The organism is Arthrobacter sp. SlRoot2-15 (assembly GCF_059739345.1).
On the sequence record NZ_AP046058.1, the window covers coordinates 1,783,707 to 1,797,448 of the forward strand.

Genomic DNA, 13,742 nt, shown 5'->3' on the forward strand with positions numbered 1-13,742 from the left:
CGCGCACCAGCCCGCGCAGGGCCGGCACCACGCCGGCTCAGCGCTCCGCGCCGCCCTGCTGGTAGACGTCCGGAATCCCGTCCTGGTCCGAGTCCCGTTTCTCCTCTTCCTCCGCCGCCCGGTACTGCCGGTTCCGGGTCTTGAGAACCGCGGTGGCCAGCAGGGCGGCGAGCAGTGAGGCTGCCAGGATGCCGACCTTGGCGTGGTCGTCGTGGAGGCTGCCGTGGCCGAAGCTGAGTTCCGCCACCAGCAGCGACACGGTGAAGCCGATCCCGGCCAGGATCGAGACACCGAAGACGTCGATCCACTTGAACGAACTGTCCAGGCGGGCCCTGGTGGCCTTGGTCAGCAGCCACGTGGTGCCCAGGATGCCGGCCGGTTTCCCCAGCACAAGGGCCAGGATGATGCCCAGGGTCACAGGGTCGGCCAGCGCCGAGCCCAGCCCGTCCCAGCCGCCCACGGCGACGCCGGCGGAGAAGAAAGCGAAGACCGGCACCGCGACGCCGGCAGAGATCGGCCGGAAGCGGTGCTCGAAGATCTCAGAGAGCCCGGGACCGGCTTCCGGCCCCCCGCTGGCCTGCGAGCGGAGGACCGGGATGGCGACGCCGAGCAGGACGCCGGCCACCGTGGCGTGGATGCCCGAGGCGTGCACGAGGGCCCAGGTGGCAAGGCCGAGGGGCAACAGGATGAACCACGCTGCGGGGGCCTTCAGCCCGAAGAAGCGCCGGTATCGGTGCGCCAGATAGGTGTACAGGCCCAGCGGCACAAGGGCCAGCAGGAGGGGTGCGATCTGAATATCGCTTGAGTAAAAGACGGCGATGATGGTGATGGCGATCAGGTCATCCACCACGGCGAGGGTCAGCAGGAAGATCCGCAGCGCACTGGGCAGGTGCGAGCCGATGATCGCGAGGACCGCGACGGCGAAGGCTATGTCCGTGGCCGTGGGGATGGCCCAGCCGCGCAGGGTCTCCGGGCTGCCGAGATTGACGACGGCGTAGATCACCGCCGGGATGATCACGCCGCCGGCGGCCGCGGAGACCGGCACCACCGACTTGTTCAGCTGGCGCAGGTCCCCGGCAACGAATTCACGTTTGAGCTCCAGGCCGACCAGGAAGAAGAAGATGGCGAGCAGTCCGTCGGCCGCCCAGGCTCCGAGGCTGAGGTCAAGGTGCCAGGGCCCATAGCCGATTTTGAAGTCGCGGAGGGCGAAGTAGCTTTCCGATGCCGGCGAGTTGGCCCAGACCAGGGCGGCGACGGCGGCGGCCACAAGGAGGGCGCCGCCAACGGTTTCCTTGCGCAGGATTTCGCCGATGCGCAGAGACTCGGCGTAGCTGCCTCGGCCCAGGATTGTGGGGCCGGGCGTGCGGGGCAGAGGCGTGGGGGGTGGGCTGTGGCTCATGCGGAAGTCCTAAAAATTGGGTCGACTGAACTATGCCGACCAGACTTCCCGGCGCACCCGAGTCCAGTCTAGGCGATGACCGGTTGCCGCAGCCCGCCGGGGCTCAGCCCAGCAGTTGCTGGACCAGTTCGCGGCATTTCCGGTACGCGGGGGCCTTTGGCTCGATCAGCGCGAAGTGGTCGCCGGGGACCTTGAGGAGCTGGACAGGGGCGCCGCCGGCCTTGGCCGCCGCGGCGTAGGCCTCGGACTGGCTCAACGGGACGGTGTCGTCCTCGGTGGTGTGCACGGCGTAAACGGGGACCCGGAGCGGCACCGCGCTCATCGGGTCCGCGAACTTATGCCGTTTGGGGTATTTTTCCGAGGACCCGCCCAGGAAGTTGCTCACGGCGCCGTTGCTGAGGTTCAGCCGCTCGGCTTCGGCCAGGTTCAGCAGCCCGGACTGGCTGACCACCCCGGTGAGGTGCACCGCGGCGTCGCCGTTCTTGCGCTGGAGCTGGCGGTCCGCATCCGGTGCGCCAAGCTCGCCGAGCCGGCTCCGGCCGGCCGCCCAGACGGCCAGGTGTCCGCCGGCCGAGTGGCCCAGCGCCACCACGCGGTCCAGGCCGAGGCTGTGTTCTGCGGCGAGGTCACGGAGTTTGTCGATCCCGGCGAGGACGTCGGCGAAGGTATTCGGCCAGCCGCCGCCGTTGCCGGCCCGCCGGTACTCCAGGTTCCAGGCGGCGACGCCATGCGCGGCAAGGTCCCTGGCCAGTGGTTCGCCGAGTTCGGCCCCGTACTGCGAACGCCAGTAGCCGCCATGGATAACCACCGCCACGCCCCTGGGCTGGGCCGCGTCAGGGAGAAATAGCTCCCCCCACTGGCTCGGGTCGTCGCCGTAGTGGTACTTCTGCCGCTTCACTGTGTCCTCCTTGGGGCCCGGTGAACAGGCGGTGGCTGCCCCCAGTGTCACCGCCGCTGCGGCCGCGAAGAAAGCACGACGCCGCACATCAGCCATGTGCAGAGCCTACCTTGGGCGCTGCACGGCGCTGCGGAAGGCGGCTCCGTATTGCGGCCGCAGAATGGCCGCAGAGCGGCCGCAGAGTGGCCGAAGGGCGGTGCGCCGGGCCCGCTGTCGGAGCCGGGCCGTAAGCTGGGCCCATGGCTAGCAATTGGGAGCGCCTTGACCCCGCGCTGCGCGAATCCGTGCAGGACAATGTGGAACTCTACGAGCGGGTCCGTCCTGCCCTGAAACTGGTAACCCGCGATGTGTTGCTGACGCTGCGCACCATGCTCAAGGGCACCGAGGTGACGCCACTGTTCGTGACAGGCCGGACCAAGACCGTCGAGTCGTTCCGCGAGAAGATCTCCCGGGTCGAGGAGCCGCTGGAACCGGGAGGTCCGCCGGTCCTGAAGTTCCCGGACCCGTTCCGCACGCTCAATGACATGGTGGGCATCCGCGTCATCACCAAGCTTCCGGCCGAGAACGCCGTCGTCGCCAACCTGATCAAACGCCAACGCCAGCTCTTCGATTGCCGCGGCGACCGCGAGAAGGACATCGGCTCCATCGAGTCGGGGACCTACGGCTACTCCAGCCGGCACCTGATCCTGCGGACCATCCAGAACGAGACCGTCAAGGAGTACCAGCAGGCCTTCAACCCGGACGCACAGCCCAACGGCAGCTACTTCTTCGAGTGCCAGATCCGCACGGTCTTTGCCCACGCCTGGAGCGAAATCGAGCACGACATCCGCTTCAAAGCCGAGGATCCGCGCGCCTGGACCCCGCACTTCGACCGCCAGTTCACCGCCACGGCCGCCATGCTGGAGACCGTGGAGAGCGCGTTCGCCGACCTGCATGAACGCTACGAGGAGGTCCGCAGCTACTGGGACATGGACGGCGAGGGAGCGGCGCAGCTGACCCCGAACCGGATCCGCGACGTCTGGCGGACGCTGCTGCCGCACGTGGACCGGAAGGTCGACGACGACTGGGGCTGGGCCGCCGAGCTGATGGCCGCGCACGGCCTGAACCAGACTGTACAGCTGGCGGGCCTGCTGAGCGCCAACCGGATCACCGAGGTCCGCCGGGCCCTGGACCACCGCTACTCCCCCGGCCCGGACCGGCTGCTGGACGACCTGTTGCTCTGGCAGTACGGCACCACCCACATTGACCTCACCGCGGAACCCGCCGACGCCGTCCCGCACCCGCGGCGGGACAGCCTGCTGCGCCGGCTCAAGCAGATCGAGCGCTACCGGCTCACGCAGGGTTAGGGGCAGGCCCTAGAGTGCCGTCGGTTCGAGCCGTTCCTCGACCACCTCGGCACCGGACCCCGCGGACCGGACCCGCCTCACCCGGTACGCGGCCTTCCCGGGGACTTCCGTGAACGCTTCGACCAGTTCGGTCCCCCGGTAGAGCAGGCCCACGCCGTCGTCGGTGCAGTGGGTCTCACCCAGGGTCCCGTCGGCCACCAGGCGGTGGACCGTGGGCCGGCGCGCCGCTTCGGAGTCGTAGTGGACGCCGTTGTCGAACGGAAGCAGCCCCAGGCCGTTGTTCACCGCGCGCAGGTCGGGACCGAACGAATCCGTGGTGCCGCCCTTGAACCAGCAGATCGAGCCGGCCGACACCCCTGCCAGCACCACTCCGGCTTCCCAGGCGCGGCGGAAGATCCCCTCCAGCTCGTGGGCGCGCCAGACGGCGAGGAGGTTGACCACCGAGCCCCCGTTCACCCACACAACGTCCTGCTCCAGCAGGTACTCCTCGATGTTCTCCACGTTGGGCATCGTGAACAGGTTCAGGTGGGTGAGATCGAACCCGGCCAGGCGCCCGGCTTCGCTGACTTCGTTGTTGAACCAGCGCTGGTCACCGCTGGCGGTCCCGACGTGGGCGACCTTAGGGGCCCGCCCGCTGGCGCCGGAGAGGTCCACGGCGTGATGGACCAGTTTGTTGAACTCCAAGCGCGTCCGCGAACCCGGCCGGTAGCCGCCTGAGGTCGCAAGGATGGTCGGACTTTCGGCAGGCATAGGGTGTTCTCCTCGAACGGGGACGGCAGGCTCAGACGCAAACTATGAGACTAGCCGCCCCCTAAGCCTCGTGGGCTACTTTGGACGCTAGCGGCCCGGCTCAACGATGAAAGAAGGACCACGTGGACAATGACGCAGGCAGCTGGTTCCTCAGCGGCGCCGAGCGGGCCAACCCGGCCACGGCCGTTCAAGCGGGCGGCGCCGGGTCGCCGTCGTGGTCGGAGGGCAACCTCGTGCGGCCCCTGATTCACGGCGCGAGCTACTTCGCCCGTCTGCATGAGGAGCTGAGCGCGCTGCGGGCGGGAGACCGTGTGTGGTTCACCGACTGGCGCGGCGACGCGGACGAGCGGCTGCTGGCGGACGGGCCGTCGATCGGCGACCTGCTAGCCGGCCTGGCCCGAGCGGGGGTGGAAGTCCGCGGCCTGGTCTGGCGATCCCACGGTGAGCGCATCTCGGCGCCGATCAGCGGCCGCTCCAACCAGCGCCTGGGGCGCGAGATCAACGACGCCGGCGGTGAGGTGCTGCTCGATCAGCGGGTCCGCCCGTTTGGTTCGCACCACCAGAAGATGGTCGTTATCCGCCGCCGTGACGACCCGTCCCGGGATGTTGCGTTCGTTGGCGGGCTGGATCTTTCCCACAGCCGCAGGGACGACGCCGACCACGCGGGAGACCCGCAGGCGGTCGTCATGGACTCCCGTTACGGTCAACGGCCGCCGTGGCATGATGCCGCCCTCGAACTGCGGGGCCCTGTGGTGGCTGATGTGCTGGCAGTCTTCGCCGAACGGTGGAACGACCCCCATCCCCTGGACCGCACGCCCTACCGGATGCTGCTGCAGCGCCTGGCCAAAATGCCGCGGCACCCCGAACCGCTCCCGGCCGCCGCTCCGCCGCCGCCGCCGGCGGGCCCGCACGCCGTGCAACTGCTGCGCACCTACGGCGTGAAGCGTCCGCCGTTCCCGTTCGCACCCGAAGGGGAACGCAGCATCGCCCGCGCCTACACCAAGGCCTTTGCCCGCGCCCGCTCGCTGATCTACATCGAGGACCAGTACCTGTGGTCCACCGAGGTGGCTGCGGGGATCGCGGAGGCCCTCGAACGGAATCCCGCCCTGAACGTGATCGCCGTCGTTCCCCGCTACCCCGACGCGGACGGCGCCATCGGCGGGCCGCCCAGGCGGCTCGGGCAGCTGCGTGCCCTCGACAGACTGCGCCGGGTGGCGCCCGGCAGGGTCGGCGTGTTCGACCTGGAGAATAGCGCGGGAACCCCGATCTACGTGCACGCCAAGATCTGCATCATCGACGACACCTGGTTTACCTGCGGCTCGGACAACTTCAACCGCCGCTCCTGGACCACCGACAGCGAGCTCACCTGCGCCGTGCTGGACACCAGCGCCGGAAACCGGCAGGCCTCGGACGCCCAGGCCGGCCCGGCCCCGGCCCGGTCACTGGCCCGGTCACTGGCCCACCAGCTCCGGCTCCAGCTCTGGGGCGAACACCTGGGCCTGGACGAGGGGGATGGCCGGCTCGAGGACCCGGCCGAGGGACTGGCGCTGTGGAACGCCGCAGCCAACGCGCTCGATCGCTGGCACGACGCCGGCCGCGGCTCGCCCCGGCCCGCCGGACAGGTGCGCCGCCACACCGTCGAACCCGTGTCCCCGCTCCAACGGCTCTGGGCGGACCCCCTCAACCGCCTTATCGTGGACCCTGACGGCCGGCCCCGCAGGCTGCGCGGGACTGCCCGGTTCTAGGCGTAGCCGGGCTTTTTCGGCCAGCTCCGGGAGCGGTTTTTGGCGCAATATAAAAAGTACGCTTAGTATTTTGGTGAAACGGTCCGTTGGACCGGGACTTGAATCTGGTTTGTGAAAATCTTCATCAGAAGAAAAACAAAGGGAGTCACTATGTTGCTTTGGATCGCTATTATTCTCGCCGTTCTTTGGCTTCTGGGCCTGCTCGGCAGCATCGGCGGCGGGTTCATCCACCTGCTGCTGGTCATCGCCGTCGTCGTCCTGGTCTTCCACTTCATCCGCGGACGTTCGCGCGTTTAGTCCGGACTGCGTAGGGCTGTGGCGGGGGTGCTGAGAATTCAGCGCCCCCGCCATTGTCTTGTCCCCTGAGCCCTCCACCCGGGCGGCCGCGGCAGAGCAGCGGCCCGCGGACGCTGGCCGGCAGTCAGGAATCCGGCCTGCGGAACCGCGCCACGTAGCGGCGCTGCCACGGTGTTTCCACTGCACCGCGCCGGTAGTTCTGCCGCACGAAGGCGACGGCGTCGGCCGCCGGGACGCCGTCGAGGACGGCGATACAGGCCAGGGCGGTGCCGGTCCGGCCCCGGCCGCCCCAGCAGGCCACCTCCACCCGCTCCGTTTCCGCCCGCCGCCAGGCCTCCTGGAACGCGTCGAGGGCATCGACGTCGTCCGCGGGCACATGCAGGTCCCGCCAGCGGACCCACCGGGAGTCCCACGCCACCGGCCGCGGGCTGCTGCCGAGCAGGTACAGCCCGAACTCCGGCCGCGGCCCGGCCGGAAACGGCGCCAGGAGTGGCCGGCCGCGGATGAGCCGCCCGGAAGGAAGACTGAGCACACCGGGCAGTCCCGGCTCCCACGTCGGCGCCATAGTCCCGAGCGTAGCCGTCGGGCCGGAATTACGCACCGGCCGCCTTCCCGCCCAGTTACCTTCCGCGTGCAGCCCCAAAAAAGCTGCAACACGCCGCGTTTTCCGGTGTCCGGACCAGGGTAACCGGGCAGGAACGTGGACATTCGGGCTGCAGGGCCCTAGCGGCCAGGCGAACGGGCCCCTAAAGTGGCGCGGAAACCAAAAACCCGGGACCGGGCCTCACTGAAGGGATCCACGGATGTCATTCCAGGCGTACCTCGACACCATCGAGGACAAAACCGGCCTCACTCCCCGCCAACTCCTCGAGCTCGCCCGGGAGAAAGGCTTCGGCGACGGGTCCGTGAAGGCCGGCGAGATTCTGGACTGGCTGCGGGCGGACTACGGCCTGGGCCGCGGCCACGGCATGGCGCTCGTCCACGTCATCCGGCAGGGTCCGGGCATCAGCAGCAAGCACGTCGGAACCACGGGCGCGCACAGCGATGAGTCGGACACACTCTGGCTGGACGGCAAGGCGTCGAAGCCGGTCTCGTAGCACCGGCTCGGCTATAAATCTGACATACTCGTCCGCTGGCTGGTCATAAAGTGGCCACATCGCGGACGCCGGTGGCACCATTCTTGGATGCTTGAGGCAACTAAATCCCCTGAGTCCGTCCCGGAGACCCGCACCGCAGCGGATGCCCCGGTCAATCCGGCCCTCGCCGCCGAGGCGAAGATCGCCCGCATTGCGGTCACGGTGTTTCCGCTCCTCGTCGTGGCAGCCGGCGTCGCCGGATTCCTCCTGCCGGGCGCCTTCAAGCCCCTGGCGCCCAGCGTGCCGTACCTGCTCGGCATCATCATGTTCTGCATGGGCCTGACCCTGACCCCGCCGGATTTCGCCTCCGTGGCGAAGCGACCCTGGGCCGTAGTGCTGGGCATCGTGGCGCACTACATCATCATGCCCGGCGCCGGGTGGCTGATCGCCCAGGCGCTGCAGCTTGAGCCGGAACTCGCCGTCGGCCTGATCCTGGTCGGCTGCGCGCCGTCCGGCACGGCATCGAACGTGATGGCGTTCCTGGCCAAGGGCGACGTGGCCCTGTCCGTGGCCGTCGCGTCCGTCTCAACGCTGATCGCCCCGGTGGTCACCCCGCTGCTGGTGCTGTTCCTGGCCGGGTCCTACCTGCAGATCGACGCCGCCGGCATGGTGCTGGACATCGTCAAGACCGTGCTTCTGCCGGTGGTCGCAGGCCTGCTGGCCCGGCTGTTCCTCAAGAGGCTTGTCGCCCGGGTGCTCCCGGCGCTGCCCTGGGCCTCCGCCGTCGTCATCTCGCTGATCGTGGCGATTGTGGTGGCCGGCAGCGCCAACAAGATCGTCGCCGCCGGCGGCATCGTCTTCCTCGCGGTGGTCCTGCACAACGGCTTCGGCCTGGGCCTCGGCTACCTCGCCGGCAAGCTCGGGCGGCTCGACGACAAGGCCCGCCGCGCCCTGGCCTTCGAGGTGGGCATGCAGAACTCCGGCCTCGCCGCGACGCTGGCCACGGCGCACTTCAGCCCGCTCGCCGCACTGCCTTCCGCCGTGTTCTCGCTCTGGCACAACATCTCCGGTGCCATCGTGGCGGCCTGGCTGGCGCGCCGCCCGCTGCGCGACGCCTGATCCCGGACGGGTCACTCACGGCCCCACTCTCGGTCCTGACGCTTCCCGCTTCGACTCTGTTGCCCTGCATGACGGGCGCAGGGCATGTGCCTTGCGGGGCCCGTACCGGGTCGGGAGGATGAGGGGACCGCGTAGGCACACCAGGGAGGCGGAACTTGCCCATGGACGACCAGTACACAACTGAACGAGACAGCTTCGGCAGGCTGCTGGCGGACCGGCAGGTCTGGCGGCAGGCCGCCACCATCCCGGCGGCCGGCGAACTGACCGCCCGCTGGCTGGAGGGGCGGAGCCAGTACCAACCGGGAACGTTCACGCCTGACATTGACGCGGAGACCGCGCCGATCGCCGGCCTGTTGGCGGAACTCAACCGGAACGGGCTGTTCACCAAGGAATCACAGCCCGGGCTCCTCGATGGCGCCGGCGCGCAGCGGGCCTACGTGACGGGATTCTGCACGTCGGAGTCGGCCGGCCGCCTGCTGGACCTCTCCGCACGGACCGAATTCGTGACGGTGGCGCACGCTCCGGGGGAAATGAGCCGGGCCTCGATTCCCGTGACCCTGCAGGTGTCCGAGATCGTCACCGTGCTCGGCACAAGCGAGAGCCCGATTGAAGCGGACCAGCTGCAGGACTGGTCGGCCGAGGCCAACGAGGCGCTGGCCCTGGTCCTGGCCGAGTCCTGGTACGTAGAAATTTTTGACCCGGTGTGGGGGCGCGACGGCGTGCTGCTCCCGGCGGTCCTCGACGCCCTCACTGCTGACTGAACCGACGACGGCGGCCCGGCGGGTTCAGCCGATGCTGGCTGCCTCGTCGAGGGTGCGTGATTCGAAGTGCTCCAGCAGCTCGCGCATGGCCTCCACGCCCTGCGTAAACGTCGCCGAGGCCCGCCACTGCTCGATCTGCTCCAGTGATTCCCACGGCCCGGTGCTGATGAACCGGTTCCGGACGTCGCGGTCGTGCATCAGCACCGCCCTGGTGTGCGGGTAGTCCTCCTGCGTTTTGCGGGCCAGGTCCCGCCAAGCCTGGATAAAATCGTTCTCGCGTCCCGGGTGGACCAGCCAGATTCCCAGCGTGTAGACAGACATGGCTGCCGCCTCCATTCTCTGTACGGGGTTGATAGCGCCGATTATGTTCCCGCGGCGGAGTACCCGGTAGGGCCGGATTGCCCGGCCAGTTCCGGCCAAATGACGAGCGGCGCCCGGCTCCTGCGCTAGCCTGTCACCGTGGGCCGTTGGACTTCCGGCGGCCCGGCCCGTGGCCGAGGTGGCCCCGGAGCCAGAATCTGTACGTTGTTCAGTATCGAGCAAAGGATGATCATGGCTATTTCAATTGAACTCGGCAAGAAACTCGACAAGGCCTACGAGAACAAGAGCCTGGACGAAGTGCTCGCCGCGCCCCCCTCAGCACTGGCGGGACTGACGGAGAAGCACGACGAGATGCTCGCCAGCATGGGCATCAACACGGTCCGCGATCTGGGCAGCAACAAGTTCTTCGCCACCGCCGGCGTCCTCGTTGCGCTCTCCGGCCACGTCGGCTAGCCAAAGGTCCGTCCAACAGACTGACAAGGGCCCGTCCGGTTTCAACCGGACGGGCCCTTTGCTTAACCCGGGCGGCGGCCGTGCGGGCGCTACCCGATCAGCGCCAGCACCGCTCCGGCGGTCACCACGCCGCCGGCTTCGGCGCGCACATCCGCGACGGTCCCGTCCCGGTGCGCGGCCACCTGGGTTTCCATCTTCATCGCTTCCAGCACGACGACGGGGTCCCCGGCCGCGACCCCGGCCCCCGGCTCGACCAGCCACTTCACCACGGTCCCGGCCATGTGGGCACGCAGTTCCGCCCGGTCCGCGGCGGCCCCGGCGTCGGGCGCTGTCGCGTCCTCCGGCGAAACCCCGGCCGGGAGGCCGCCGGAGCGTGCCCAGCCGTCCAGCAGCTCCGCCGGCAGTCCGACTGCGAGACGCTTGCCGTCGATGTCGACGGTGATGGTGCGGCGTTCGCCGTCGGGCGCCGTGGCGCTGTAGCCCGGGTCGGCGGCGATGGAAACTGTGTCCGCGAAGTCGGTCTCGATCCAGCGGGTGTGGATGCCCAGGCCGGTTTCGGAGGTGAAGTCCGGCGACTCCAGCACGGCACGGTGGAACGGCAGCACCGTGGCCACCCCGGTGATGCTGAATTCCGCGAGGGCGCGGCGGGCCCGGCGCAGGGCCTGCTGCCGGTCCGCCCCGGTGACGATCAGCTTCGCCAGCAGCGAGTCGAACTGCGGCGGAACGAACGAGCCGGAGCGGACGCCGGAGTCGAGCCGGATGCCCGGGCCGGTGGGGCCGGAGAACTCCGCAACGGTGCCCGGTGAGGGCAGGAAGCCCCGGCCCACGTCCTCGGCGTTGAGCCGGAATTCGAAGGAGTGCCCGCGCGGTGCCGGGTCCTCGGTGAAGCGCAGCGGCTCCCCGGCGGCGATGCGGAACTGTTCCTGGACCAGGTCGATCCCGGTGGTTTCCTCGGTGATGGGGTGCTCAACCTGCAGGCGCGTGTTGACCTCCAGGAAGGCGACCGTGCCGTCGGCCGCGACGAGGAACTCCACCGTGCCTGCGCCGGAGTAGCCTGCCTCCCGGCAGACGGCTTTGGACGCCTGGTAGATCTGGCTTCGCTGCCCGTCAGTGAGGAACGGTGCCGGGGCTTCCTCAACGAGTTTCTGGTGCCGGCGCTGCAGCGAGCAGTCGCGGGTGCCGACGACGACGACGTTCCCGTGGGTGTCCGCGAGGACCTGCGCCTCGACGTGGCGCGGCCGGTCCAGGTAGCGCTCCACGAAGCACTCGCCGCGGCCGAACGCGGCTACGGCCTCGCGGACGGCGGAGTCGAAGGCTTCCTCGATTTCTCCGAGCTCACGGACCACTTTCATGCCGCGCCCGCCGCCGCCGAAGGCCGCCTTGATCGCGATCGGCAGTCCGTGCTGCTCGGCGAAGGCGCGGGCCTCCGCCGCGGAACCGACGGGGCCGTCGCTGCCAGCCACGAGGGGTGCCCCGGCGCGGACGGCCGTTTCGCGGGCGGTGATCTTGTTGCCCAGCAGGCGGATCGCATCGGGGGCGGGACCGATCCAGGTCAGGCCGGCGTCGAGCACGGCCTGGGCAAAGTCGGCGTTTTCGGACAGGAAGCCGTAGCCGGGGTGGACCGCGTCGGCGCCGGAGGCGGCCGCGGCGTCGAGGAGCTTGGGGATGTTCAGGTAGGTGTCCGCTGGCGAGTTGCCACCCAGGGAGAACGCCTCGTCCGCGGCGGAGACGTGCACCGCGTCGGCGTCGATGTCGGCGTAGACGGCGACGGACGCCAGCTGGGCGTCGTCGCAGGCCCGGGCAATCCGGACGGCGATTTCGCCGCGGTTGGCGATCAGGACCTTGCGCATCAGTTACTCACTTCGTGTTCGGCGGCTGGTTCGGGGATGTGGTTGGGGGTGGCGTGGCTGGTGGTGCCGGGCTTGGTGGTGCCGGGCTCAGCCCAGCGGAAGCGGATGGTTCCGCCGATCGGGACCTGCGCGGCGAGGTCCAGTTGCGAGTCGACGACGACGCCGATTACCGGGTAGCCGCCGGTGATCGGGTGGTCGGCCAGGAAGAGCACGGGAAGGCCTTCGGGCGGGACCTGCAGGGCGCCGGCGACGGTTCCTTCGCTGGCCAGTTCCCCGTCCCGGATGCGCTGCAGCGGGGTTCCGTCCAGGCGCATGCCCACCCGGTTGGACTGCGGCTTTACCTTCCATTCCTGGCCCGTCAGGGACTCCAGCGCCGCGGCGTCGAACCAGTCGGCGCGCGGGCCGGGGACGACGTCGAGCACGGTCACTCCGGTGCCGGGGAACTCAGGCTGCAATTCGGGGTTCCCGACGACGCCGGACTCGGAGTCGCCGCCGGCGGCCAGGAGTTGCCCGGCAGCCAGCGGGGCAGGGCCGATCCCGGACATGGTGTCGGTGGAGCGGCTGCCGAGGACCGGGGCGGCATCCACGCCGCCGCGGACCGCGAGGTAGCTGCGGAAGCCGCTTGTGGGGCCGCCGATGCTGAGCGTTTCGCCGTCGAGCAGGGCGAACGGGGTGGCCATGGGGACGGTGCGGCGGCCCGGGTCCGCGTCCGGGCCGGCGGGGGTGGTGATGGCCAGTTCGGACGGCGCCCCGGCAACGGCCAGGACCTGGTCCCCGACGGCCTGGACCGTGAGTCCGCCGGCGACGGTCTCGATCGCCACTGTCTCAATACCGGCTGCGCCGGGCGCGTTCCCGACGAGCCGGTTGGCGCGGCGCAGCGAGGCGCGGTCGAGGGCGCCGGCCGCGGAGACCCCCAGGCCGGAGTGGCCGTGGCGTCCGAGGTCCTGGATCAGGCTCTGCAGCCCGGGCGAGACGATCCGGAGTCCGGCAGCCGCGTCCGGGGCCGGGGCCGTTTCCGGCGCGGAGGTTTCAGGCTTCGGTTCCGGGGCCAGCGTCACGGTCTCCCGGACCGCGCGGAACTGGATCCGGGAACCGGGGGCGGCGAGGGCGGGCTGCTCCCGGTCGAGGTCCCACATCCGGGCGGAGGTGCGGCCGATCAGCTGCCAGCCGCCGGGTGAGCGGCGCGGGTAGACGGCCGAGAAGCTTCCGGCGAGTGCCACGGACCCGGACGGTACGGCGGTGCGCGGGGAGCTGCGGCGGGGAACGGTGAGGGCCTCGTTCTCCCCGACGAGGTAGCCGAAGCCCGGGGCGAAGCCGGCGAAGGCCACGGTCCACGGCTGGCCGGTGTGCGCGGCGATTACGCCGTCGATCCCAAGGCCGGTCAGTTCCGCGACCTCTGCGAGGTCCTCGCCGTCGTACACGGTGTCGATCACCACCAGTCCGCCGTCGCGCTGCACGGGGGCGGCGAGGTCGAGCTCCAGCAACTGCCTGGCGATCCGGCGGGCCGCGACGGGCGAGTCGGCCGTGACCATAACGGTCTCGGCGGCCGCCAGGACGTCCACCTGACCCGGCAGCGGGTGCTCCAGGAGCTGCGCCTGGAGCGCGAGCACGCCTGGGGTGCCGGCGAGTTCGGCGAGCACCGCCCGGGTGCCCACCGCCCGCACCGCGTTCACTTTGTGGCCGGCGTCCTGCCGTGCTGCCGCCGTATCCATTGCTGCCTCCATGAT

14 protein-coding genes are annotated in these 13,742 nt (G+C 69.9%); 7 read left to right on the forward strand and 7 right to left on the reverse strand.

All coding sequences use genetic code 11. The features are described from left to right. Nucleotides 1-37: 37 nt before the first annotated feature. Both nhaA and AC6I9V_RS08120 read right to left on the reverse strand, forming a co-directional pair. The gene (gene nhaA / locus AC6I9V_RS08115) at nucleotides 38-1,399 is read right to left on the reverse strand and encodes a Na+/H+ antiporter NhaA (RefSeq protein WP_497899019.1); all 1,362 of its coding nucleotides are present in this window, start codon (nucleotides 1,397-1,399) and stop codon (nucleotides 38-40) included. 103 nt (nucleotides 1,400-1,502) lie between these two features. Further along, on the reverse strand, nucleotides 1,503-2,297 hold the full coding sequence (locus tag AC6I9V_RS08120) for an alpha/beta hydrolase fold domain-containing protein (protein ID WP_497899020.1): 795 nt from the start codon (nucleotides 2,295-2,297) through the stop codon (nucleotides 1,503-1,505). 239 nt (nucleotides 2,298-2,536) lie between these two features. Between AC6I9V_RS08120 and AC6I9V_RS08125 the strand changes: the two genes are divergently transcribed. Beyond that, entirely contained in the window at nucleotides 2,537-3,643 is a 1,107-nt protein-coding gene (locus AC6I9V_RS08125) for a GTP pyrophosphokinase (protein ID WP_349414610.1), read from the forward strand. Between the two features lie 9 nt (nucleotides 3,644-3,652). Here the strand turns inward: AC6I9V_RS08125 and AC6I9V_RS08130 are convergent, their stop codons facing one another. Beyond that, nucleotides 3,653-4,393, reverse strand: coding sequence for a Type 1 glutamine amidotransferase-like domain-containing protein (locus AC6I9V_RS08130; RefSeq protein WP_497899021.1), 741 nt, complete (start codon nucleotides 4,391-4,393; stop codon nucleotides 3,653-3,655). A gap of 122 nt (nucleotides 4,394-4,515) precedes the next feature. Between AC6I9V_RS08130 and AC6I9V_RS08135 the strand changes: the two genes are divergently transcribed. Next, nucleotides 4,516-6,138 carry a phospholipase D family protein gene (locus AC6I9V_RS08135; RefSeq protein ID WP_497899022.1) on the forward strand — a complete coding sequence of 541 codons (1,623 nt, stop codon included), beginning with the start codon at nucleotides 4,516-4,518 and terminating at the stop codon, nucleotides 6,136-6,138. 150 nt (nucleotides 6,139-6,288) lie between these two features. Continuing rightward, on the forward strand, nucleotides 6,289-6,435 hold the full coding sequence (locus tag AC6I9V_RS08140) for a lmo0937 family membrane protein (protein WP_349414605.1): 147 nt from the start codon (nucleotides 6,289-6,291) through the stop codon (nucleotides 6,433-6,435). Nucleotides 6,436-6,559: 124 nt separating this feature from the next. Here the strand turns inward: AC6I9V_RS08140 and AC6I9V_RS08145 are convergent, their stop codons facing one another. Beyond that, nucleotides 6,560-7,000 (reverse strand): protein-tyrosine phosphatase family protein, encoded by a 441-nt coding sequence (locus AC6I9V_RS08145; protein WP_497899023.1) that lies wholly within the window; start codon nucleotides 6,998-7,000, stop codon nucleotides 6,560-6,562. 238 nt (nucleotides 7,001-7,238) lie between these two features. Between AC6I9V_RS08145 and AC6I9V_RS08150 the strand changes: the two genes are divergently transcribed. The 3 genes from AC6I9V_RS08150 (at nucleotide 7,239) to AC6I9V_RS08160 (ending at nucleotide 9,391) form a co-directional block, all read left to right on the forward strand. Next, on the forward strand, nucleotides 7,239-7,532 hold the full coding sequence (locus AC6I9V_RS08150; RefSeq protein WP_349414601.1) for a DUF4287 domain-containing protein: 294 nt from the start codon (nucleotides 7,239-7,241) through the stop codon (nucleotides 7,530-7,532). 87 nt (nucleotides 7,533-7,619) lie between these two features. Next, a complete protein-coding gene (locus AC6I9V_RS08155) occupies nucleotides 7,620-8,630 on the forward strand; it encodes a bile acid:sodium symporter family protein (RefSeq protein WP_497899024.1) in 1,011 nt (336 codons plus the stop codon). 161 nt (nucleotides 8,631-8,791) lie between these two features. Then, nucleotides 8,792-9,391, forward strand: coding sequence for a DUF6919 domain-containing protein (locus tag AC6I9V_RS08160; protein ID WP_497899025.1), 600 nt, complete (start codon nucleotides 8,792-8,794; stop codon nucleotides 9,389-9,391). A 24-nt stretch (nucleotides 9,392-9,415) separates the two neighbouring features. On the opposite strand, the gene AC6I9V_RS08165 is transcribed toward AC6I9V_RS08160, so the two are convergent. Continuing rightward, on the reverse strand, nucleotides 9,416-9,712 hold the full coding sequence (locus AC6I9V_RS08165) for an antibiotic biosynthesis monooxygenase (RefSeq protein ID WP_497899026.1): 297 nt from the start codon (nucleotides 9,710-9,712) through the stop codon (nucleotides 9,416-9,418). A 231-nt stretch (nucleotides 9,713-9,943) separates the two neighbouring features. Between AC6I9V_RS08165 and AC6I9V_RS08170 the strand changes: the two genes are divergently transcribed. Next, nucleotides 9,944-10,165, forward strand: coding sequence for a hypothetical protein (locus AC6I9V_RS08170; protein WP_349414593.1), 222 nt, complete (start codon nucleotides 9,944-9,946; stop codon nucleotides 10,163-10,165). An 89-nt stretch (nucleotides 10,166-10,254) separates the two neighbouring features. Here the strand turns inward: AC6I9V_RS08170 and AC6I9V_RS08175 are convergent, their stop codons facing one another. After that, nucleotides 10,255-12,015 carry an acetyl/propionyl/methylcrotonyl-CoA carboxylase subunit alpha gene (locus AC6I9V_RS08175; protein WP_497899027.1) on the reverse strand — a complete coding sequence of 587 codons (1,761 nt, stop codon included), beginning with the start codon at nucleotides 12,013-12,015 and terminating at the stop codon, nucleotides 10,255-10,257. Next, a complete protein-coding gene (locus AC6I9V_RS08180; RefSeq protein WP_497899028.1) occupies nucleotides 12,015-13,739 on the reverse strand; it encodes a 5-oxoprolinase subunit B/C family protein in 1,725 nt (574 codons plus the stop codon). Before AC6I9V_RS08180 ends, AC6I9V_RS08175 begins: the two co-directional genes overlap by 1 nt. Nucleotides 13,740-13,742 lie beyond the last annotated feature (3 nt).

Bases quoted from the DNA above. Each gene is read 5' to 3' on its own strand.
- AC6I9V_RS08180 (WP_497899028.1), bottom strand. From the start codon at position 13,739: ATGGAGGCAGCAATGGATACGGCGGCAGCACGGCAGGACGCCGGCCAC.
- AC6I9V_RS08145 (WP_497899023.1), bottom strand. From the start codon at position 7,000: ATGGCGCCGACGTGGGAGCCGGGACTGCCCGGTGTGCTCAGTCTTCCT.
- AC6I9V_RS08175 (WP_497899027.1), bottom strand. From the start codon at position 12,015: ATGCGCAAGGTCCTGATCGCCAACCGCGGCGAAATCGCCGTCCGGATT.
- AC6I9V_RS08155 (WP_497899024.1), top strand. From the start codon at position 7,620: ATGCTTGAGGCAACTAAATCCCCTGAGTCCGTCCCGGAGACCCGCACC.
- AC6I9V_RS08160 (WP_497899025.1), top strand. From the start codon at position 8,792: ATGGACGACCAGTACACAACTGAACGAGACAGCTTCGGCAGGCTGCTG.
- AC6I9V_RS08150 (WP_349414601.1), top strand. From the start codon at position 7,239: ATGTCATTCCAGGCGTACCTCGACACCATCGAGGACAAAACCGGCCTC.
- AC6I9V_RS08165 (WP_497899026.1), bottom strand. From the start codon at position 9,712: ATGTCTGTCTACACGCTGGGAATCTGGCTGGTCCACCCGGGACGCGAG.
- nhaA (WP_497899019.1), bottom strand. From the start codon at position 1,399: ATGAGCCACAGCCCACCCCCCACGCCTCTGCCCCGCACGCCCGGCCCC.
- AC6I9V_RS08125 (WP_349414610.1), top strand. From the start codon at position 2,537: ATGGCTAGCAATTGGGAGCGCCTTGACCCCGCGCTGCGCGAATCCGTG.
- AC6I9V_RS08130 (WP_497899021.1), bottom strand. From the start codon at position 4,393: ATGCCTGCCGAAAGTCCGACCATCCTTGCGACCTCAGGCGGCTACCGG.
- AC6I9V_RS08140 (WP_349414605.1), top strand. From the start codon at position 6,289: ATGTTGCTTTGGATCGCTATTATTCTCGCCGTTCTTTGGCTTCTGGGC.
- AC6I9V_RS08170 (WP_349414593.1), top strand. From the start codon at position 9,944: ATGGCTATTTCAATTGAACTCGGCAAGAAACTCGACAAGGCCTACGAG.